This window comes from Janthinobacterium sp. BHSEK (assembly GCF_056174685.1).
On record NZ_JBWBYV010000090.1, the window covers coordinates 1 to 20,548 of the forward strand.

14 protein-coding genes are annotated in these 20,548 nt (G+C 70.4%); 8 read left to right on the plus strand and 6 right to left on the minus strand.

Annotated elements, in window-relative coordinates; translation table 11 throughout:
- Positions 1–278 precede the first annotated feature (278 nt).
- The 5 genes from cysE to AC0V2Y_RS25000 all read left to right on the plus strand — a co-directional run bounded on the left by cysE (position 279) and on the right by AC0V2Y_RS25000 (position 8,448).
- On the plus strand, positions 279–1,136 hold the full coding sequence (gene cysE, locus AC0V2Y_RS24980; RefSeq protein ID WP_475416186.1) for a serine O-acetyltransferase: 858 nt from the start codon (positions 279–281) through the stop codon (positions 1,134–1,136).
- Positions 1,137–1,256: 120 nt separating this feature from the next.
- A complete protein-coding gene (locus AC0V2Y_RS24985) occupies positions 1,257–2,726 on the plus strand; it encodes an MFS transporter (protein ID WP_475416185.1) in 1,470 nt (489 codons plus the stop codon).
- A complete protein-coding gene (locus AC0V2Y_RS24990) occupies positions 2,723–3,865 on the plus strand; it encodes an efflux RND transporter periplasmic adaptor subunit (protein WP_475416184.1) in 1,143 nt (380 codons plus the stop codon). The genes AC0V2Y_RS24985 and AC0V2Y_RS24990 overlap by 4 nt, the downstream gene beginning before the upstream one ends.
- A 9-nt stretch (positions 3,866–3,874) precedes the next feature.
- Positions 3,875–7,015 carry an efflux RND transporter permease subunit gene (locus AC0V2Y_RS24995; RefSeq protein ID WP_475416183.1) on the plus strand — a complete coding sequence of 1,047 codons (3,141 nt, stop codon included), beginning with the start codon at positions 3,875–3,877 and terminating at the stop codon, positions 7,013–7,015.
- Positions 7,012–8,448, plus strand: coding sequence for an efflux transporter outer membrane subunit (locus AC0V2Y_RS25000; protein ID WP_475416182.1), 1,437 nt, complete (start codon positions 7,012–7,014; stop codon positions 8,446–8,448). The genes AC0V2Y_RS24995 and AC0V2Y_RS25000 overlap by 4 nt, the downstream gene beginning before the upstream one ends.
- A 24-nt stretch (positions 8,449–8,472) precedes the next feature.
- Here the strand turns inward: AC0V2Y_RS25000 and AC0V2Y_RS25005 are convergent, their stop codons facing one another.
- A complete protein-coding gene (locus tag AC0V2Y_RS25005) occupies positions 8,473–9,372 on the minus strand; it encodes a LysR family transcriptional regulator (RefSeq protein ID WP_475416181.1) in 900 nt (299 codons plus the stop codon).
- Positions 9,373–9,585: 213 nt separating this feature from the next.
- Between AC0V2Y_RS25005 and AC0V2Y_RS25010 the strand changes: the two genes are divergently transcribed.
- Positions 9,586–9,765: a hypothetical protein gene (locus AC0V2Y_RS25010; RefSeq protein ID WP_475416180.1), complete on the plus strand. Its 180-nt coding sequence runs from the start codon at positions 9,586–9,588 to the stop codon at positions 9,763–9,765.
- Between the two features lie 8 nt (positions 9,766–9,773).
- On the opposite strand, the gene AC0V2Y_RS25015 is transcribed toward AC0V2Y_RS25010, so the two are convergent.
- The 5 genes from AC0V2Y_RS25015 to gshA form a co-directional block, all read right to left on the minus strand.
- Positions 9,774–10,586, minus strand: a complete 813-nt coding sequence (locus AC0V2Y_RS25015; RefSeq protein ID WP_475416179.1) for an HvfC/BufC family peptide modification chaperone — start codon at positions 10,584–10,586, stop codon at positions 9,774–9,776.
- Complete coding sequence (bufB, locus tag AC0V2Y_RS25020) at positions 10,576–11,436, minus strand: MNIO family bufferin maturase (protein WP_475416178.1); 861 nt, start codon at positions 11,434–11,436, stop codon at positions 10,576–10,578. The genes AC0V2Y_RS25015 and bufB overlap by 11 nt, the downstream gene beginning before the upstream one ends.
- Entirely contained in the window at positions 11,436–12,941 is a 1,506-nt protein-coding gene (bufA1, locus tag AC0V2Y_RS25025; RefSeq protein WP_475416177.1) for a BufA1 family periplasmic bufferin-type metallophore, read from the minus strand. Before bufA1 ends, bufB begins: the two co-directional genes overlap by 1 nt.
- Positions 12,942–13,026: 85 nt before the next feature.
- The gene (gene gloA / locus AC0V2Y_RS25030; RefSeq protein ID WP_475416176.1) at positions 13,027–13,422 is read right to left on the minus strand and encodes a lactoylglutathione lyase; all 396 of its coding nucleotides are present in this window, start codon (positions 13,420–13,422) and stop codon (positions 13,027–13,029) included.
- A 35-nt stretch (positions 13,423–13,457) separates the two neighbouring features.
- Positions 13,458–15,089: a glutamate--cysteine ligase gene (gshA, locus tag AC0V2Y_RS25035; protein ID WP_475416175.1), complete on the minus strand. Its 1,632-nt coding sequence runs from the start codon at positions 15,087–15,089 to the stop codon at positions 13,458–13,460.
- A 429-nt stretch (positions 15,090–15,518) separates the two neighbouring features.
- Here gshA and AC0V2Y_RS25040 point away from each other — a divergent pair, with 429 nt between their 5' ends.
- Together AC0V2Y_RS25040 and AC0V2Y_RS25045 are read left to right on the plus strand one after the other, a co-directional pair.
- Positions 15,519–19,043, plus strand: coding sequence for an indolepyruvate ferredoxin oxidoreductase family protein (locus AC0V2Y_RS25040; protein ID WP_475416187.1), 3,525 nt, complete (start codon positions 15,519–15,521; stop codon positions 19,041–19,043).
- A gap of 67 nt (positions 19,044–19,110) precedes the next feature.
- Positions 19,111–20,514, plus strand: a complete 1,404-nt coding sequence (locus AC0V2Y_RS25045; RefSeq protein WP_475416174.1) for an SLC13 family permease — start codon at positions 19,111–19,113, stop codon at positions 20,512–20,514.
- The last annotated feature ends 34 nt before the right edge of the window (positions 20,515–20,548 follow it).

Below are 20,548 nucleotides of genomic sequence, written 5' to 3' on the forward strand. Positions count from 1 at the left end.
GCGCCCTTCACGCTGCGCGCCATGCGTGCACGCTCCCATGCAGCATCCGGCCCGGACGCCGCAGCCAAGCCGCCGGCGCTCGCCTCTTGCGCGCCCAAGCATCAGGAATCGTGAGCCGCGCGCTCAGTATTTACGATTTGCTTCGCTCCCCGTGGCGGCTTATCGTGTACCCGCAATCGGCCTGGCCCGGCCTTCCGGGACCCCGGGTCCTTGCCAGCCGGCGCCGGCCTTGTTGCATGCGCTCCACTTCCCCCTCCTTTGCCTGGACAGGCACCACGATGACCTACTTGACCTACGCCAGCCCCCTGCCGCCCGCGCCGCCCTTGCGCCGCATCGATGCCGCCGCAGCCAGCCAGTCCGACGGCATCGCCAGCGTCTGGACGCAGGTGCGCGGCATGGCGCAGCGGCTCGCCGCGCGCGAGCCGCTGCTGCGCCCCATGCTCGACGAGCTGATACTGCCGCACGACAGCCCCGCCGGACTGCTCGCCGCCGTCCTGGCCCAGCGCCTGGGCGCGCGCGACATGCGCCCGGCCGTGCTGCGGCCCCTGTTCGAGGATATTTTAAGCACGCAGCCGCCCATCCTGGCCAGCATCACGGCCGACCTTGCGGCCATCGCGCAGCGCGATCCCGCCTGCCCCGACAGCCTGCACGCGCTGCTGAACCTGAAGGGTTTTCACGCCCTGCAGACCTACCGCATGGCCCACCATCTGTGGACGGCGGGCCGCAGCGAGGCCGCGTATTCCCTGTCCAGCCATGCGGCCGGCGTCTTCGGCATCGACATCCATCCGGCCGCGCGCATCGGCGCGGGCATCATGCTCGATCACGGCAGCGGCATCGTCATCGGCGAAACGGCCATGGTCGACGACAACGTCTCCATCCTGCAGAACGTCACCCTCGGCGGCACCGGCAAGGAACATGGCGACCGTCATCCGAAGATACGCTCGGGCGTGATGCTGGGCGCGGGGGCCAAAATCCTCGGCAACATCGAGATCGGCACCATGAGCAAGGTAGCCGCCGGCAGCGTGGTCCTGCGCGACGTGCCCGCGCATTGCACCGTGGCCGGCATTCCCGGGCGCATCGTCCGCTACCACCTGGCCGACACCCCGCCCGCCTTCGAGATGGACCAGATGCTGTAGCGGCGCCCACGCACAAGACATGGCGTCAAACGCAACAACATAGTGCAAATGATGCGTCTTCCGCCATACCAAATCCCTCAGTACCATGTAATGACTCTTATTGGATGGATCAGCCACCTTATGAATTCGCCGTCAAAACCCGTACCCCCCACACCCAGCCAGCAGGCCGCCCAGGCCGGCGCCGCCACGATGCCCGTGCGCGGCGCGCTTGCCAGCCTGTCCCTGTCGATGCTGCTGCCCGCGCTGGGCACCAGCATCGCCAACGTGGGCCTGCCCGACATGGCCAAGGCCCTGCATGCGCCGTTCCAGGACGTGCAATGGATCGTGCTGGCCTACCTGCTGGCCATCACCGCGCTGATCGTCAGCGTGGGCCGCCTCGGCGACATGATCGGCCGGCGCCGCCTGCTGCTGGCAGGCATCGCCCTGTTCGCCGCCGCCTCCATCCTGTGCGCCCTGGCGCCCACCCTGTGGCTGCTGGTCGCCGCGCGCGCCCTGCAAGGCCTGGGCGCCTCCGTCATGATGGCGCTGACCATGGCCTTCGTCGGCAGCACCGTGCCCAAGGCGCAGACGGGCAGCGCCATGGGCCTGCTCGGCACCATGTCGGCAGTCGGCACCACGCTCGGCCCTGCGCTGGGCGGCCTGCTGATCGCGCGCTTCGGCTGGCAATCCATCTTCCTCGTCAACGTGCCGCTGGCCGGCGTGGCGCTGCTGATGGTCTGGCGCTTCCTGCCGGCCGACCAGCACGGCGCGCACGCCAAGCGGCCCGTCTTCGACCACCGCGGCACGCTGCTGCTGGCGCTGACCCTGGCCGCGTACGCGCTGGCCATGACCCTGGGCCGCGGCCATTTCGGCATGCGCAACGTGGCCCTGCTGCTGGCCGCCTGCGTGGGCGGCGCCCTGTTCGTCTACGTGGAGCTGAAGGCGCCGGCGCCGCTGATACGCCTGGCCATGCTGCGCGCGCCCGTGCTCAGCGCCGGCCTGGCGACCAGCATGCTCGTGTCGACGGTCATGATGTCCACCCTGGTGGTCGGTCCCTTCTACCTGGCGCGCGGCCTGGGCCTGGGCACCGCCGTCACCGGCATGGTGCTGGCGGCCGGACCGCTGGTGGCGGCGTTCTGCGGCGTGCCGTCGGGCTGGCTGGTGGACCGCTACGGCGCGCAGCGCATGGGCGGCGCGGGCCTGTGCGGCGCGGCCGCCGCCTGCCTGGCGCTGTCCCTGCTGCCGGCCAGCCTGGGCATCCCCGGCTACGTCGCCCCGATCATGCTGCTCACGGCCAGCTACGCGCTGTTCCAGGCGGCCAACAATACCGCCGTGATGGGCGACATCGTGCCCGAGCAGCGCGGCCTCATCTCCGGCATGCTCAATCTGTCGCGCAATCTGGGCCTCGTCACGGGCGCCTCCGTGATGGGCGCCGTCTTCGCTTTTTTTGCCAGCGCCAGCGATATCGCCGGCGCCCAGCCAGCCGCCATGATCCGTGGCATGCACGCCACCTTTGCCGTCGCCAGCGCGCTGATACTCGCCGCGCTGGCCATTTTCGCGCTCGGCCGCGCCCTGGCCAAGCCCCCTACGCCTTCTGGAGACCCCGCATGATGCGCCCCCGTCCGACCCCCTCCCTGCCCGTCCCGCTGTTACTGCTGCTGGCCCTGGCCTGCAGCGCCACGTTATCCGGCTGCGGCCGTTCCCAGGCCGCGCCTGGCGGTCCGCCGCCCAAGCCCACTGTTTCCGTGGCGCTGCCGGAAACGTCGATGGTGCAAGCGAGCCTCGACTACACGGGCCGCATCGAGCCGTCGCAGCGCGTGGAAGTGCGCTCGCGCGTGTCGGGCTATTTGCAGCAGATCGCGTTTCGCGATGGCCAGCAGGTCAAGGCCGGCGATGCGCTGTTCGTCATCGACCCGCGCCCCTTCGCGGCGGCGCGCGACCGCGCCCGGGCCAGCCTGGCCCAGGCCCATGCGCGCAGCAAGCTGGCCACGGCCCAGTTCGAGCGCAGCAGCCGGCTGCAGCAGACGGGCGCGGCCAGCACCGAGGAGCTGGAACGGGCGCGCGGCGAGCTGGAAGGCGCGCAGGCGGCCGTCATGCTGAGCCAGGCAGAATTGCGCAGCGCCGAACTGGAACTGTCCTTCACCACCATGCGCGCACCCATCGCCGGCACCGTGTCGGACCGCCGCGTCGACGTCGGCAACTATGTCGCAGGCGGCGCGGCGCAGAGCGGCGTGCTGACCACCATCGTCGCGCACAGCCCCGTGCGCGCCATGGTCGACCTGTCGGAAGCGGATTTCCAGCGCCTGCGCCAGCAAAACAAGCTGCCGTCCAAGGTGCAGCTGGCGCTCGATGGCGGCGGCCCCGCCCAGGATGCCAGCGTCGACTTTGTCGACAACGAGATCAGCGCCCGCTCGGGCACGGTGCGCCTGCGCGCCAGCCTGGCCAACGCCGACCGCGCCGTCATGCCGGGCAGCTTTGCCCGCGTGCGCATTCCCGTCGGCGCGGCGCAAGAGCGCCTGCTGGTACCCGACGCCGCCATCCTCAGCGACCAGAACAAAAAGATGGTGTTCGTCGTGGACGCGGCGGGCAAGGTGGCGCCGCGCAAGCTGGAACTGGGCGGCCTGCAGGGTGACAAGCAGATCGTGCTGTCCGGCCTCGCGCCGCAGGACCGGGTCATCGTCTCCGGCGCGGCCAAGGTGCGCCCGGGCGACCAGGTCCTGGTGGCGGCTCCCCGCGCCAGCGGCACCTAAGGAGTGACCATGCGCTTTTCCCAATTTTTCATCCGCCGTCCCGTGTTTGCCATCGTGCTGTCGATCCTGATCACCCTCGTGGGCGCGGTGTCGGCCATGCGCCTGCCGATCTCCGAGTTTCCCGAGATCGTGCCGCCCACGGTGACGGTGAAGGCCAGCTACCCTGGCGCCTCGGCGCAGGAAATCGCCGATACGGTCGCCGCGCCGATCGAACAGGAAATCAACGGCGTCGACGGCATGCTCTACATGTCCTCGCAATCGGTGGGCGACGGCAAGCTGACCATCAGCGTGGTGTTCAAGCCGGGCACCAACGTCGAGCAGGCCCAGTCGCTGGTGCAGAACCGCGTAGCGGTGGCCGAAGCGCGCCTGCCCGAAGCCGTGCGCCGGCTGGGACTGGCCGTCAAGAAGGCCTCGCCCGACCTGCTGATGGTGGTGCTGTTCGATTCGCCGAAAGGCACGCGCGACCAGCAGTACATCTCCAACTTCATCGGCACCGCCGTCAAGGACAAGCTGGCCCGCATCGAAGGCGTCGGCGACATCTACACGCGCGGCGCGCGCGACTTCTCGATGCGCATCTGGCTCGACCCGGCGCGCGTGGCCTCGCTGGGCCTGAGCGCGCCGGAAGTGATCGCCGCCGTGCGGCAAGCCAACTCGCAGGTCGCCGCCGGGGTATTGAACCAGCCGCCCGGCGGCAGCGACGGCGCCTACCAGGTGCAGGTGCAGGCGCAAAGCCGCTTGCGCGACGTGGCCGAATTCGAGGCGATCGTCGTGGCCGCCCATGCCGACGGCGGCGTGGTGCGCCTGCGCGACGTGGCGCGTGTCGAGATGGGCGCGCAGGATTACACGGAAAGCGGCTTCGTCGACAACCGCACGGCCATCGCGCTGGGCATCAGCCTGCTGCCCGGCTCGAACGCGCTGGCCACCGGCGACCGCGTGCTGGCGCAGCTGGCCAAAATGGAAGCCGATTTCCCGCAGGACGTCGCCTACCACGCCTATTACAACCCGACCGAATTCATCCGCTCCTCGATCGACAAGGTGCGCGACACCATCTTCGAGGCGGCGCTGCTGGTGTGCCTGGCCATGCTGCTGTTCCTCGGCTCGTGGCGCGCCGCCATCATTCCCATCCTGGCCATTCCCGTGTCCCTGGTCGGCACCTTCACGGTGCTGGCCGCGATGGGCTATACGCTCAATACCCTGTCCCTGTTCGGCCTGGTGCTGGCCATCGGCATCGTCGTCGATGACGCCATCGTGGTGGTGGAAAACGTCGAGCGCCACATGGAGGAAGGCATGAGCCCCGTCGCCGCGGCGCAGCGCAGCATGAACGAGGTGGGCTTCGCCCTCGTCGCCATCGCGCTGGTGCTGGTGGCCGTGTTCGTGCCGACGGCCTTCATCGACGGCATCTCCGGCATGTTCTACCGCCAGTTCGCCGTCACCATCGCCGCCTCCACCGTGATCTCGGCGCTGGTCTCGCTGACGCTGTCGCCGGCCCTGGCCGCGCTGCTGCTCAAGCCGCAGCACGACGCCAACAGCCTGGGCGCGCGCTGGATGGCCATCTTCAACCGCGGCTTTTCCCGCCTGACCGGAGGCTATGTGCAACTGACCGGGCGCATCCTCTCGCGGCGCTGGCTGATGCTGCCCGTGTACCTCGTGCTGGCGGGCCTGACCCTGTGGCGCCTGGACGTCACGCCGCGCGGCTTCGTGCCGCAGCTGGACCGCGGCTATGCCATCGTCTCGATCCAGCTGCCGGCCGGTTCGACCCTGGCGCGCACCAGCGAAGTGGTGCAGGACGCCACGGCCCGCCTGATGAGCCACCCGGGCGTGGCCCACACGGCCGCCTTCGTCGGCACCGACGGCGCCACGTTTACTTCGGCGCCCAACACGGCCGTCATCTTCACCATGTTCAAGGACTTCGGCGCGCGCGCCAGCGATGGCCTGGACGGCCCGGCCATGCTGGGCGCCCTGCGCGGCAAGCTGGCGCCCATCAGCGCGGCGCGCGTGATGGTGATACCGCCGCCTTCCGTGCCCGGCATCGGCACCGGCGGCGGCTTCAAGCTGATGCTGCGCGACACGGGCGGCCTGGGACCGCAAGCCTTGCAGGCGGCCGCGCGCGGCATCGCCGAGGAAGCGGGCAAGCTGCCCTCGGTGATGGGCGCCTTCACGCCGTTCAACGCCATGAGCCCGCAGGTCAAGGTCGAGCTGGACCGCACCAAGGCGGAATACCTGGGCGTGCCGCTGCTGCGCGTCAACGAGACCCTGCAAAGCTACATGGCGCCCGTGTTCGTCAACGACATGAACCTGATGGGCCGGGTCTGGCGCGTCACCGCCCAGGCGGACGCGCCCTACCGGCGCAGCGTGGCCGACCTGGCAGCCCTGAAGACGCGCGCCGCCAACGGCGACATGGTCCCGCTGGGCAGCGTGGCCACCTTCAGCGAAGGCACGGCGCCGTTCCGCGTGCCGCGCTACAACCTGTATCCGGCCGCCGAAATCCAGGGCAGCACCAAGCCCGGCTACTCGACGGGGCAAACCATCGCCGCGATGGAAGAGCTGCTCAAGGCGCGCCTGCCGGCCGGCTTCGACTACGAGTGGACGGAACTGGCGCTGCAGGAAAAACACGCGGGCGCCAGCACCGGCATGGTACTGGGCCTGGCCGTGCTGCTGGTGTATCTGCTGCTGGCGGCCCTGTTTGAAAGCTGGCTGCTGCCGCTGTCCGTCGTGCTGATCGTGCCCAGCTGCGTGCTGGCCACGCTGATCGGCGTGTCGTGGCGCGGCCTGGACAACAACGTGCTGACGCAGATCAGCATCGTGGTGCTGATCGGCCTGGCCGCCAAGAACGCCATCCTGATCGTCGAATTCGCGCGCCAGGCGATGGCGGCCGGCGCCGATGCGCGCGCAGCGGCCATCGCCGCCGCCCGCACGCGTCTGCGGCCGATCCTGATGACGTCGCTGGCCTTCCTGCTGGGCGCGATACCGCTGATGCTGTCTTCCGGCCCCGGCGCGGAAATGCGTCAGTCGATGGGCACGGCCGTCTTCGCCGGCATGCTGGGCGTGACCTTGTCGGGCCTGTTGTTTACACCCTTGTTTTTCACCTTGCTGAGCAGGCGCCGCGCGGCGCCCGCCACGCACACGGTCGCGCTGGGAGAAGCCGCATGAGCCGCATGACACACCTGAACACGCGCCGCGCCGCGCCGCTGCTGGCGGCGGCCATGCTGGCCCTGGCCGGCTGCAGCGCCGGCACGCCCACGGCGACGCGGGCGCTCGAGCCGGCGCAGCTGCCGGTCCTGCCCTCGGCGGGCGCACCGGAGCTGCAGGCCGGCGCGCCGCCGGCGCTGTGGTGGCAGGAACTGGGCGATGCCAGGCTGGAGCAACTGGTCAAGCGCGCCTGGCAAGACAATTACGACGTGCGCATCGCCGCCGCGCGCCTGGCCAGCGCCAGCGAGTTCGCGCAGGCGGCGCGCGGCGCCCGCCTGCCGACGGTGGATCTCGATGCCCAGGCCGGACGCGCGCGTCTGGCGGCCATCGAGAGCGGCGACGGCCAGCCGCACATCGCCTCGCCGGTGCAGTGGAACGCCGTCTTCAGCTGGGAGCTCGACCTGTTCGGCCGCGTGCGCCACAGCATCGCCGCGGCCGAGGCCTCGGCGGACGAACGCGCCGCCGTGCGCGACGACGTGCGGCGCCTGATCCTGGCGCAGGTGGTGGATGCCTACCTGGTCCTGCGCGGCGCGCAGCAGATGCGCGCCAGCCTGCAGGAGCAGCTGTCGAACCAGTCCGGCACCCTGCAACTGGTGCGCGAGCGCGAGAACGCGGGCCGCGCCGCGCCGGCCGAACGCATGCGCGCCGAGGCGCAGATGCGCCTGGCCAGCGCCCGCCTGCCCAGCCTGAACGCGGAAGAACGCGTGGCGCGCAACCGGCTGGCGACCCTCACCGGGCAGCGCCTCGACGCGCCGGAACTGGCGGCGCTCGACCAGCCGATGCCGCTGGCGCTGCCGCAATCCTTGCTGACGGACGAACCGGCCCACCTGCTGCTGCGCCGGCCCGACGTGCGCGCGGCAGAACGCGCGCTGGCGGCCGCCAGCGCGCGCGAAGGCACCACCATCGCCGAGCGCTTCCCGCGCATCAGCCTGGGCGCGCTGTTCGGCGCCTCCGGCGTAGCCGGCGACTGGAATGGCGGCGATGCGGCGCGCTGGCATGCGGGCGCCGCCTTTTCCCTGCCGCTGTTCGATGGCGGCACGCGCCGCGCCCGCGCGCGCGCGGCCGGAGCCGAGGTGCTGGCCGCGCAGGCCGGCTTCGACAAGGCGCTGGCACTGGCGCTGGAAGAAACCGACAGCGCCATCGCGCAATGGGTGCAGCTGCGCGGCCGCCATGCGGAACTGCGCCAGGCGCACCAGCTGGCGCAGGAAAGCGCGCGCCTGGCGCGCGTGCGCTACCAGGAAGGCGCGGAAAGCCTGCTCGGCGTGCTCGAAGCGGAACGCATTGCCCTGGCCACGCAGGAGCAGCTGGTGACGGCGCACCGCGACGTGGCCATCGCCACGGCACGCAGCTACACGGCCATGGCCGGCGGCTTCGACGGGCCCGTGCCGCGCTAGAGCAACGCTGCCGGCGCCGTCAGGCTATGCCGCCTGACCGGCGCAGGCGTCGACCACGCAGCCGCGCAGCCAGCGGTGGGCGGGATCGGCGTCCATGCGCGGATGCCACATCAGCGAGACGGTCAGATCCGGCATGCGCAGCGGCAGCGCAAAGCTGAACATGCCGGCGCGCAGATTGCCCGTATGCCGCTCCGGCACCGTGGCGATCAGGTCCGAGCCGGCGGCCAGCGCCAGCGCCGCCGTGAAGCCGCCGACGATGCTGGCGATCGTGCGCTGCAGTCCCAGCGCGGCCAGCGCGTCATCCATCGGCCCCGTATCCTGGTCGCGCCGCGCCACCAGCACATGCTGGCCGGCCGCATAGCGCTCGGCGCTGATCTCGCCCTGCGCCAGCGCATGGCCGCTGCGCACCACGCCCACGAAGCGGTCGCCGAACAAGCGGCGCGTGCGCACTTCCGGACTCGTGAAACTGCCGATCACGCCCGTCTCCAGATCGATGCTGCCCTCGCGCAGCTGCACGCTTTCGCGGTCGACCTTTTGCACGAAGCGCAGGCGCACGCCGGGCGCCTGCGCGCCGATATGCGCGAGCAGTGCCGGGCCGAAATTTTCCACGAAACCGTCGCTCGAACGCAGCGTGAACGTCTGCTCCAGCTGGCGCGGATCGAGCCGCTGCGCCGGTCCCAGCACGGCCAGCGCCTCGCCCACCAGCTGGCCCACCCGTTCGCGCAGCTCCAGCGCGCGCGGCGTGGGCACCAGTTCGCGCCCGGCGCGCACCAGCAGCGGATCGCCGGTCGTCTCGCGCAGGCGCGCCAGGGCGCGGCTCATGGCCGATGGACTCAGGCGCAAGCGCCGCGCGGCGCGCGTGACGCTGCCTTCGGCGAGCAGGACATCAAGGGTGATTAAGAGGTTCAGATCGGGTATCGACATAGTTTCTTACCTTAGCATGATTTGCCGGCGCCATGGCGCCGGACGCATGGATACATTGCGCGCCACACGCCTTCCGGCGCGCCCGGCGCGGCGCTACGATGGCTGCATCGCCACTTTGATCGACAACGACATGCCAGCCATTCTTGCTCCTTCATCCGCCCATGCCGCCCGCGCCGGTCACCACGCACCGGCACCACTGCCGGGGAGCGCCCGGTGAGCCGCCTGCTGTCCTGGGCCGCGCGCTTCCTCGTGCCGGCAGACGCGGCGCCGCTCCAGGAGCCTGGGCAGGAGCAGGACGGCAGCGAAGGCAGCGAAGGCAAGGCCGCGGCCGCGCCGGCCGATGCCTATCCGCTCGACGCCACCGGCTGGGGCACCTGCGGCTGGCCATTGTAGGCACGCCTTTACCTCAGCGCACGCGCGCCATCGCTCGCCCGCACCAGCACGCCATCGGCCAGCCAGCGCAGCAGCAAGGGGGCCGGCGCGAACGGCGTGCCATTGGCGTCCAGCAGGTGCGCCTGCTGCGCCGCCGCCAGCGCAGCGCCCAGGGCGGCCCCGCCGGCCAGCACGCCCAGCGCCGCCGCTTCCGCCGCATCGATCTCGCGCACCCGCGCCGTCCAGCCATCGCGGTACACCAGCGCCAGCGTCTCGCCCACGGGGCCGGCCGGCATGGCATGCCGCGCCGCGGCGTCGTGCGCCAGCCAGATCGCCGCCGCGCGCCAGGGCGAGCGGTACAGCACGGCCGCCGGATGCAGCGCCAGCCGCCAGGCATCGACCTGGCCGGCACCGGCCGCCTGCACGTCGGGCAGCGTCAGGGGCGCCGCGTCGGGCGCGCCATGCGCCTCGTGCAGCAGCCACTCGAGGCGCGCCACGTCGGCAAAATAGCCATGCGCGGCGGCCGGCGGCCAGGCGGCAAGAAACACCGGCAGGCTGGCGCCGAAACGGGCCAGGTCCGCGCTGCGCGACGGATGCGCATCGCCGTAGGCGTGCGCCATGGCCAGGAACCAGGAAGCGCCGCCCAGCGCGCGCAGCACCGGATACACGAGTTCCAGCGAGCGCGCGTGATGCTGGCGCAGCGCCTGGCCATAGCGCGCCAGGGCGCTGGCGCCGCGCGCATCGCCGCCCAGCCACGGCGCCAGCGCGCACGCATCCGGCACATGCGCGCCGATCTGCGCGCCGAAGGCGGCCTGCAGGCGCGCCAGTTCCTCAAGCGTCATCGCATGCCGCCAGGGCCGCCGGCGCGAGCGCCTCGCCGGCAAGCGTCCGCGCGCGGGCCACTTCGTCGAGCAGGGTGGCCAGGGGCGGCAGATTGGTATCCCATTCGACCAGGGTGGGCAGCGGGCCGTAGCGGCGCAAGGCGGCGCGGTACAGTTCCCACACGGGGGCGGCAACGGGCGCGCCGTGGTGGTCGACCAGCAGGCCGCCATCTTCGCAGTGGCCGGCCAGGTGCAGTTCGCCGACCAGGCCCGGCGCCAGCGCCGCCATCGCGGCCAGCGCGTCCTCGCCGTGATTGCATTGATTGACATACAGGTTATTGATATCGAGCAGCACGCCGCAACCGGTGCGGCGCGCCACGCAGGCGAGGAATTCCGTCTCGCCCCAGCTGTCGCCGGGAAAGCGCAGATAGGTCGAGACGTTCTCCAGCAGGATGCGACGGCCGAGTACCTCCTGCACCAGGTCCACGCGCTGGCACACCAGTTCCAGGCTGGCGCCGTTCAGCGGCAGCGGCAGCAAGTCGTTGAGCACCGCCTCTCCTGTGGCGCCCCAGCACAGGTGTTCCGACACCAGCATCGGCTCGATGCGCGCGGCCAGGCGGGCGATGCGCTCGACGTGCGCGCGCGAAAAGCCGTGCACGGAGCCGAGACCCATGCCGACGCCATGCAGCGAGATGGGATAATCGGCGCGCAGCGTCACGAGCACGTGCTGGTCCCAGCCGCCTTCGGCCAGATAGTTCTCGCTGTGGACTTCGAGCCAGTCCACGGGCTGGCGCCGCGCCAGCATGTCGCGGTAATGCGCGCCGCGCAGGCCGATGCCCACCGGGGGCGCGGCCTTCGCCACCTCGCGCATCAGGGCAAGCCGCGCGCGCGCGCTGGCGCCGCCCCGTCCTTGGCCGCCGTGCCGGGCGCCGCATCCATCTCGCGCACCACGCGCAAGCCGATCCAGCCGCGCCGTCCTTCCGCGCCCAGGCCCAGGCGGGTGGCCGCGCGCACGAAGTTCGGCGTATCGGTCCAGGAGGCGCCGCGCGCCACGCGTTTCTTGCAGCCCGCTTCCTCCCACACGCGGCCATCTTTCGGCGCGCCCTCATAGTCGCTGTGCCAGCAATCGGCCGTCCACTGCCACACGTTGCCCAGCACGTCGTACAGCCCTACCGGATTGGGCGCGTAGCTGCCCACGGGCGCCGTGGTGGGCCAGTTGCCCGAACCGGAGACCACGCCGCCGCAATGCTTCTGCTGCGGGCAGTCGTCGGGACCGTACTTGGCGTCGCCGCGCGTGATGTCCTCGCCCCACCAGCGCGCCGTGACGGTGCCGGCGCGCGCCGCGTATTCCCACTCGGCCTCGGTGGGCAGGCGGTAGCGCGCCCCGCTCTTTTTCGACAGCCAGCGCAGATAGCTTTGCGCGTCGTTCCAGCTGACGTTGACGGCCGGGCGCGTGCCGCGTCCCCAGCCTTCGTCCGACGGCCGGTAGCCATCGCAGCCGCCATCCTGGACGCAGGCGTCGAACTGCTCGAACGTCAGGCTGAAGCGGCCGATGGCAAACGGCTGCAGGATCTCGACCGGGTGCTGGCCTTCATTGCCGAAGCGGCCGCTCTCGCCCGGGGGCGATCCCATGAGAAAGCGCCCTGCCGGCAGCGGCACCATCTCCGGGCAGGCGCCGTCGCAATCGCGGAACGACTTGCCGGCGGCCACGGGGCTGGTCACGCCGGGATCGATGGCGTCAGCCTTTTGCCTGGACAAATAGGCGGACAGGTTGGCGATATCGCCGTCCGTCAGGGGGGCGACAGCCGTGTTCATCAAGGGACTGACGCGCGCATGCGAGCGGAAGGCGCGCAACTGGCTGTCCAGGTAGGCCAGGTTCTGGCCTGCCAGCTTCGGATAATCGGCGACGGCCGCATTGCCCTTCGGGCCATGGCAAGCCACGCACGCCGGCAGCGCGCGCGCCGCGTCGCCCTCGTGGTACAGCGCCTCGCCCGCCGCCACATCGGCCGGCGGGCCGGTCCTGGCGGGCGCCGCGCCCGGGCAGGCCAGCGGCGCCGCTTCCACCTTGCCGCCCAGCGCCGTGCACGTGCCGGCGGGGACGGTCATCCATTCGCCGGGATCGCGGTCGACCGTCGCCAAGCCCGAACACAAATGGAAGCAGGTGGTATTGGCGCATTCATTCTGGCCCGCCTTGGCCACGCCATAGCAGATTTCGCTCTTGGCGGCGGCCTTTTTTTCCGGCGCCTGCGCCGGCGCGGGGACCGCCACGGCCAGGGCGCAGGCCGCGGCCACGGCCGCCTGCACCAGCGCCTGCCGGTTTTGCGGCTGCGGCGCCGGCGGCATGGCAGCCTTGCTTGTCGTTGATACTTGCACCATGCGGTGGCTTCCTTTTCAAAAATGCCGGCAGGCGCCGCCAGCGGCGCGCCTGCCATGCCGTGTCAGTCGTTGTTAAGTCGATGCATCAGTCATAGTGCGCGCTCGCTTCGATCAGTTCGATGCGGTAGCCGTCGGGGTCCTGCACGAAGGCGATGACGTTGCTGCCGTGTTTCATCGGCCCCGCCTCGCGCGTGACGGTGCCGCCATGCGCGCGCACCCTGGCGCAGACGCTGGCCGCATCGTCGACCGCCAAGGCCAGGTAGCCGTAGGCGTCGCCGTGGGTGTAGTCGTGCCGGTCCCAGTTATGCGTCAGTTCGATGGCGGCATGCGCGGGCGCTTCGCCATAGGCGACGATGGCGCGCGTAAAGCGCGCGTCGGGATAATCGTGGCGCCGCTGCAGGGTCATGCCCAGGGCGTCCTGGTAGAAATGCAGCGCGGCGTCGAGGTCGGCGACGCGCAGCATGGAATGAAGTATGCGCATGGTGTGATGGCTCGGATCAGGTTGGGACAAGGGCTTCAGGCGACGCGCTGCCGCGCCACGACGGCTTCCATGGCCGGTTCGTCCGGCACGGGCAAGTAGCGGGCGCCGGCCTGGTAGCGCTGGACGAACTGGCCGAAGTCGCCGCTGTCGGCGCGTTCCACGCGCTCCTGCTCGGCCAGCGAGGCATCGGCCTGCGCCGTGAAGCGCGCCAGCGCCGCCGGCGCCAAGGGCCGGGCGCGAAAATACGCCGCGTGCGCCGCGCTCTGGCGCAGGGCGAAGGCGTCAAAACTGCCTTGCTCGGCGCGGATCGCCGCCAGCACGCGCGCCGAGGGCGTCAGCGCCACGTCGGCCAGCTTGGCGCGCTGCGCCGCCAGCGCCGTGGCGCAATCCTCGCCGCCGCGCGCCTGGTCCAGCAGCGCGGCCATCGGGGCGATGCGCTCGAGCAGTTCGCCGGCCCACGCCTGCAGGCTGACCTGTTCGCCGTGGCGCTCCAGCAGCAGTCCCGGGCGGCGCCCTTCCTTGACGGTGCGGGCGAAATTCTCGGTGTTCTCGCGGCTTTCGGCATTGCCGGTGAGCGGGCTGTCCTGCAGCGCGCAAAACAGCAGAAAGGCGTCGAGGAAATGACAGGCTGGCGCGCCGATGCCCAGCGGCTCGAACGGATCGACGTCGAGGCAGCGCACCTCCACGTACTGCACGCCGCGCTGGGCCAGCGCATGCAGCGGGCGCTCGCCGCTGTGCGCCACGCGCTTGGGCCGGATCGCCGAGTAGTACTCGTTCTCGATCTGCAGGCGGTTGGTATTGATCTGCACCCACTGCCCCTCGCGCCGCGTGCCCAGCTCGACATACGGCAGGTACGGGTGGTTCATCGCCGCCGCCAGGCTGGTGATATAGCTGTCGAGCGTGTTGTAGTCGGGCGTCAGGCCGGCCTGGGCATCGTTCTGGTAACCCATGTCGCTCATGCGCAGGCTGGTGGCGTACGGCAGGTACACCGTATCGGCCGACAGCTGCTCCAGCGGGAAGTCGCCGCGTCCCGGAAAATGGGCGGCCAGGGCTGGCGCGGCGCCGAACAGATACATCAGCAGCCAGCCATAGCGGCGGAAGTTGCGGATCAGCGCGACATAGCTTTCCGACTGAAACTGCATCGCCGTGCGGCCATCGTCCTCGTCCGCGCGCAGGCGTTCCCACAATGCGGGCGGCAGCGAGTAGTTGTAGTGGATGCCGGCGATGCACTGCATGCTCTTGCCATAGCGCAGCGCCAGGCCGCGCCGGTAGACATGCTTGAGCATGCCGATGTGCGAACTGCCGTACCAGGCGATCGGGATGTCGGGGTCGGCGGGCAGGCGGCACGGCATCGAGTGGCTCCACAGCATTTCGTCGCCCAGTCCGCTGAAGACGAAACGGTGCAGGGCGTCGTAGCCGTCCAGCATGGCGGCCGTGTCCTGCTCGGGCGGCGTGATCAGCTCGATCAGCGCCTCGGCATAGTCGGTAGTGATGGTGGGATGGGTCAGGGCCGCGCCCAGCGCCAGCGGATGCGCCGTGGCGGCCAGGTGGCCGCGGCCGTCCACGCGCAGCGCTTCGCGTTCGATGCCGCGCAATCCCTGGGCCAGCAGCGCAAGTCCGTCCGCGCCTGCCAGCAGCGCCATGCGGCGCGTCAATAATGAACTCATAGCTGTGCTGCCTTTACAAAAACACATCGTTCGGCTTTCCATCTCGACGCCGACGATAAGCCCCAAGCCCCGGACCACACAACTCGCAAATCCTGAGTGCGGGGATCAGGAACACTGATGCCAGGGGCAAAACGCCTGCATTTCCGGGGCCTGCGCCCGGCATCGGCGTTCGCATCAGCGTTGGTGAGTGCTGCACTCAGGATTTGCGAATTGCGCCGTCCCGCGCGGCCCCTTATCTTGATAAACGAATATCAATAGACGGAAAAGTTTGGTTGCGCCGGCATCGCAGCGCCGGTACACCCCTTCTTCCGTATCCGGCGCGCCGTCACGGCCGCGTGCTCAAGACGCATGCATGCGTGCATGCGGCATGCAAGCCAACAAGGAAGCCGACAAGGCGATGGGAGAACACAGGTGGAAGTGATGGACAAGATGGTCGCGGACGACCCGGGCGTTGTACGCCTGAGCACTTATGCGCTGGAAGACAACTTACTGGCACGCGGCGGCAGCGTTTTTCTCACCGGCACCCAGGCACTGGTGCGCCTGCCGCTGATGCAGCGCTGGCTGGACCGCGAGCGGGGCCTGAACACGGCCGGCTTCATCAGCGGCTACCGGGGCTCGCCGCTGGGCGGCTACGACCAGGCGCTGTGGCGCGCGCGCGGCGTGCTGGAAGCGCAGCAGATCCGTTTCCTGCCCGCCATTAACGAAGAGCTGGCCGCCACCGCCGTGCTGGGCAGCCAGCAGGTCGAGACCGATCCCCAGCGCACGGCCGATGGCGTGTTCGCCCTGTGGTACGGCAAGGGACCGGGCGTGGACCGGGCCGGCGATGCGCTCAAGCATGGCAACGTCTACGGTTCCTCGCCGCACGGCGGCGTGCTGGTGGTGGCCGGCGACGACCACGGCTGCGTCTCGTCATCGATGCCGCACCAGAGCGATTTCGCCATGCAGGCGTGGAGCATGCCCATCGTCAATCCGGCCAGCATCGCCGAATACCTGGAATTCGGCCTGTACGGCTGGGCGCTGTCGCGCTTTTCCGGCATGTGGGTGGGCTTCAAGGCCATTTCCGAAACCGTGGAAAGCGGCGCCACGGTCGACCTGGACGGCCTGTGCACGCGCTTCGACCAGCCGGCCGGCTACAGCGTTCCCGCCAGCGGCCTGCATTACCGCTGGCCCGACCTGCCCGGCCTGCCCATCGAGACGCGCCACGCGCACAAGCTGGCCGCCGTGCACGCGTTCGCGCGCGCCAACAGCATCGACCGCCTGCTGTGTCCCAGCCCGCAAGCCGATATCGGCATCGTCACCTGCGGCAAGGCGCACCTCGACGTGCTCGAAGTGCTGCGGCGCCTGGGCCTCAGCCTCGATGTGCTGGAACGCGCCGGCGTGCGCCTGTACAAGGTGGGCCTGAGCTTTCCGCTGGAAGCCGAGCGCCTGGCGCAGTTCAAGGCGGGCCTGCGGGAAATCCTCGTCATCGAGGAAAAAGGGCCGCTGGTGGAGCAGCAGATCCGCACCCTGTTCTACAACCTGCCGGACAGCGCCCGCCCGCTGGTGCTGGGCAAGCTCGATGCGGGCGGCGCGCCGCTGCTGCCGGCGCAGGGCGAACTGCGCCCTTCGCGCATCGCCGGCGTGCTGGCGGCCTGGCTGGCGCGGCACAAGCCCGCGCTCGATCGCCGCGCCCTGCTGCCCGGCTTCGCGCCCGCCGCGCTGCTGGCGAATGCGGCCGACGGGGTGCGGCGCCAGCCGTATTTCTGTTCCGGCTGCCCGCACAACAGCTCGACCAAGGTGCCGCAGGGCTCGCGCGCGCAGGCCGGCATCGGCTGCCATTTCATGGCCTCGTGGATGGAGCGCGACACCACCGGCCTGATACAGATGGGCGGCGAAGGCGTCGACTGGGTGGCGCACTCGATGTTCAGCAGCACCGCGCACGTGTTCCAGAACCTGGGCGACGGCACGTATTTCCACTCGGGCTTCCTGGCCATCCGCCAGGCCATCGCCGGACGCGCCAACATCACCTACAAGATTTTATACAACGACGCCGTGGCCATGACGGGCGGCCAGCCCATCGACGGCAGCCTGAGCGTCGACGCCATCGCCTGGCAAGTGCATGCCGAGGGCGCCAAGGCGATCGCCGTGGTCAGCGACGCGCCGGAAAAATACGCGGGCCTGCGCGGCCGCTTCCCGCCGCCCGCCACCTTCCACGGACGCGAGGAGCTCGACCAGGTACAGCGCCGCCTGCGCGAGGTCAAGGGCGTCACCGTGCTGATTTACGACCAGACCTGCGCGGCCGAACTGCGCCGGCGCCGCAAGAAAAAGGAAATAGCCGACCCGCCGCGCCGCATGGTCATCAACAGCGCCGTGTGCGAAGGCTGCGGCGATTGCGGTGTCCAGTCGAACTGCCTGTCCATCGTCCCGCTGGAGACAAGCTATGGCCGCAAGCGCGCCATCGACCAGTCGTCCTGCAACAAGGACTATTCCTGCGCCGACGGCTTTTGCCCCAGCTTCGTCTCCGTGCGCGGCGGCGCCTTGCGCAAGGCGGCCGACGCCGCCATCGACCCGCAGGCCCTGCGGCGCGCCGCGGCCGCCCTGCCGCTGCCCGCGCCGCACGCCTGGCACGGCCCGTTCAACCTGCTGGTGACGGGAGTGGGCGGCACCGGCGTGGTGACGGTGGGCGCGCTCGTTTCCATGGCCGCGCACCTGGAGGGCAAGCAGGCCTCGGTGCTCGACTTCATGGGCTTCGCGCAAAAGGGCGGCGCCGTGCTGTCCTTCGTGCGCCTGGCCCTGGCCGGCCAGGATCTGCACCAGGCGCGCATCGACGTCGGCCAGAGCGATGCCATGCTGGCCTGCGACATGGTGGTCGGCGCCAGCGCCGACGCGCTGCAGACGCTGCGCCACGGCCACACGCGCGTGGTCGCCAACACGCACCAGTTCCCCACCGCCGCCATGGTGCGCGATCCCGATGCGCCGCAGCATGCCGGCGCCCTGATGGACAAGCTGCGCCACGCCGTCGGCGTGGAACACATCGCCGAATGCAACGGCCAGGTGCTGGCGCGCCAGCTGATGGGCGACACCATCATGGCCAATATACTGCTGATGGGCTTTGCCTGGCAGCGCGGCCTGATCCCCGTCGGCCTGGCGGCGCTGGAACGGGCCATCGAATTGAATGGCGTGGCCGTCGACGCCAACAAGGCTGCCTTTGCCGCCGGCCGCCTGGCCGCCTGCGGCGCGCCCTTGCTGCAAGGCGCGGCGGCGGCCCCGGTGGCGCAGGACGCCAGCCTGGGCGCGCTGGTGGAAGAGCGCAGCGCCATGCTGGCGCGCTACCAGAACGCGGCGCTGGCGGAGCGCTTCCAGGCGTTTGTCGCGCGCGTGCGCGAGCGCGAAAGCGCCGTCTTCGGCGCCGATGCGCCGCCCGTGCTGACCCTGGCCGTGGCGCGCGGCTACAGCAAGCTGCTGGCCTACAAGGATGAATACGAGGTGGCGCGGCTGTTCTCGGACGGCCAGTTCCAGCGCGAGCTGCGGCAGCAGTTCGAGGGCGACGTGACGCTCACCTTCCACATGGCGCCGCCGCTGCTGGGCAAGCGCAAGCGCGCCTTCGGCCCGTGGATGGGCAGGCTGCTCGCCCTGCTGGCCAGGGCAAAAGGACTGCGCGGCACGCGGTTCGACGTGTTTGGCTACAGCGCCGAACGGCGCCGCGAGCGCCAGCTGATCACCGGCTACACGGCGCGCCTCGACGCCCTGCTGCCGCGCCTGAGCGCCGGGAACCTCGATTCCATCGTGGCGCTGGCCGAACTGCCGCAGGCCATCCGCGGCTACGGCCATGTGAAGCTGGCCAGCATCGATGCCGCCGAACTGCGCGCGCAGGCGCTGCTGGCCAGGCTGGAACAGCCGGTCGCCCCCGCTGCCCCCGCCGCGCCACACGCCCAGCAGCCTTTCCGCACCATCGCCATCCGGCGCTACCAGTAAACATGCTTTTCATTGTCCACCACACGGCGCGGCGCCTTGCCGCGCCGGCGCGCCCAGGAGCCCAGCCTTGAAGTCCTTGTCCCTCGCCCCTTCCCTGCCCGCCGCGCGCCCGCGCGCGCTGGCCGCCGTCGCCGCGCTGACGCTCGCCAGCGGCCTGGCGGCCGCGCTCTACCTGCCGGCCGCCATGGCCGGCGTGGTGGCGCTGCTGGTCTTTTGCATCAGCATGTGGGCCACGGCCCTGGTGCCCGAATACTGGCCGGCCCTGGCCTTCTTCCTGGTGGCGATGCTGTGCAATATGGCGCCCGCGCAAACCGTGTTCTCCGGCCTGCAGTCGACCACCTTCTGGCTGCTGTTCAGCGGCGCCGTGATGGGGGCGGCCATCGGCCACACGGGCCTGGGCAAGCGCGCGGCGGCCATCCTGTCGCGCATGCTGGGACGGCGCTACGCTGGCGTCATCGCCGGCATCGTGCTGTTCAGCGTGGCCCTGGCCTTCGTCATGCCGTCGGGCATGGGCCGCGTGGTGCTGCTCATTCCCATCACCATGGCCGTGGCCGAGCATATCGGCTACGGCGCGGGCCATAACGGCCGCACGGGCATGCTGATGGCGGCCAGCTTTTCCAGCTTCCTGCCGACCTTCGCCATCCTGCCGTCGAACGCGCCGAACATGATCCTGTCCGGCATGGCGGACAATCTATATGGCGTGCAGATTGCGTATGTCGACTACCTGCTGCTGCATTTCCCCGTGCTGGGCATCCTCAAGTCCGTCCTGCTGGTGCTGCTGATCCTGTGGATGTTTCCCGCCGCCGATCCTGCGCGCGCGGCCGCGCCGGCGCAGCGGCAAGGCCCCATGTCGGCGCAGGAGACGGGACTGGCCGTGGTGCTGGGAGGCTGCCTGGCCCTGTGGATGACGGATGGCCTGCACCATGTATCGCCGGCCTGGGTCGGCCTGGCCGCCGCCCTGGTCTGCCTGTGGCCGGCCGCTGGCCTGACGTCGAAGCAATGCCTGAACCAGGAAATCAACTATGGCTCGCTGCTGTTCGTGGCCGGCGTGATGGGCCTGGGCGCGGTGATTTCGGAAAGCGGCCTGGGCGAAGCCGTGGTGCATGGCCTGAGCCGGCACGCCCGCTTTGCCACCGACACGCCGCTGTGGAACGCCAGCGTGCTGACCCTGATCTCGACGGTGGTGTCGCTGGTGACCAACCTGGCCGGCGTGCCGGCGACGATGACGCCGCTGGCGCAGGACCTCGCGGCCGTCACGGGCCTGCCGCTGATGACGGTGCTGATGACGCAAGTGCTGGCGTTTTCCAATGTCTGCCTGCCCTACCAGGCGCCGCCCCTGATCTTCGCCATGCAGGCGGCCAGCCTGCCGGTGGCGGCCGTCACCCGGCTCTGCCTGAGCCTGTTCATCCTCAGCCTGCTGATCCTCACGCCGCTGGACTTCGTGTGGTGGCACGTGCTGGGCCTGCTGTAGCGCCCTCGCGCGTTCGATGGCGCGCAGGAGCTTT

Bases quoted from the DNA above. Each gene is read 5' to 3' on its own strand.
- cysE (WP_475416186.1), top strand. From the start codon at position 279: ATGACCTACTTGACCTACGCCAGCCCCCTGCCGCCCGCGCCGCCCTTG.
- AC0V2Y_RS24985 (WP_475416185.1), top strand. From the start codon at position 1,257: ATGAATTCGCCGTCAAAACCCGTACCCCCCACACCCAGCCAGCAGGCC.
- AC0V2Y_RS24990 (WP_475416184.1), top strand. From the start codon at position 2,723: ATGATGCGCCCCCGTCCGACCCCCTCCCTGCCCGTCCCGCTGTTACTG.
- AC0V2Y_RS24995 (WP_475416183.1), top strand. From the start codon at position 3,875: ATGCGCTTTTCCCAATTTTTCATCCGCCGTCCCGTGTTTGCCATCGTG.
- AC0V2Y_RS25000 (WP_475416182.1), top strand. From the start codon at position 7,012: ATGAGCCGCATGACACACCTGAACACGCGCCGCGCCGCGCCGCTGCTG.
- AC0V2Y_RS25005 (WP_475416181.1), bottom strand. From the start codon at position 9,372: ATGTCGATACCCGATCTGAACCTCTTAATCACCCTTGATGTCCTGCTC.
- AC0V2Y_RS25015 (WP_475416179.1), bottom strand. From the start codon at position 10,586: ATGACGCTTGAGGAACTGGCGCGCCTGCAGGCCGCCTTCGGCGCGCAG.
- bufB (WP_475416178.1), bottom strand. From the start codon at position 11,436: ATGCGCGAGGTGGCGAAGGCCGCGCCCCCGGTGGGCATCGGCCTGCGC.
- bufA1 (WP_475416177.1), bottom strand. From the start codon at position 12,941: ATGGTGCAAGTATCAACGACAAGCAAGGCTGCCATGCCGCCGGCGCCG.
- gloA (WP_475416176.1), bottom strand. From the start codon at position 13,422: ATGCGCATACTTCATTCCATGCTGCGCGTCGCCGACCTCGACGCCGCG.
- gshA (WP_475416175.1), bottom strand. From the start codon at position 15,089: ATGAGTTCATTATTGACGCGCCGCATGGCGCTGCTGGCAGGCGCGGAC.
- AC0V2Y_RS25040 (WP_475416187.1), top strand. From the start codon at position 15,519: ATGGTCGCGGACGACCCGGGCGTTGTACGCCTGAGCACTTATGCGCTG.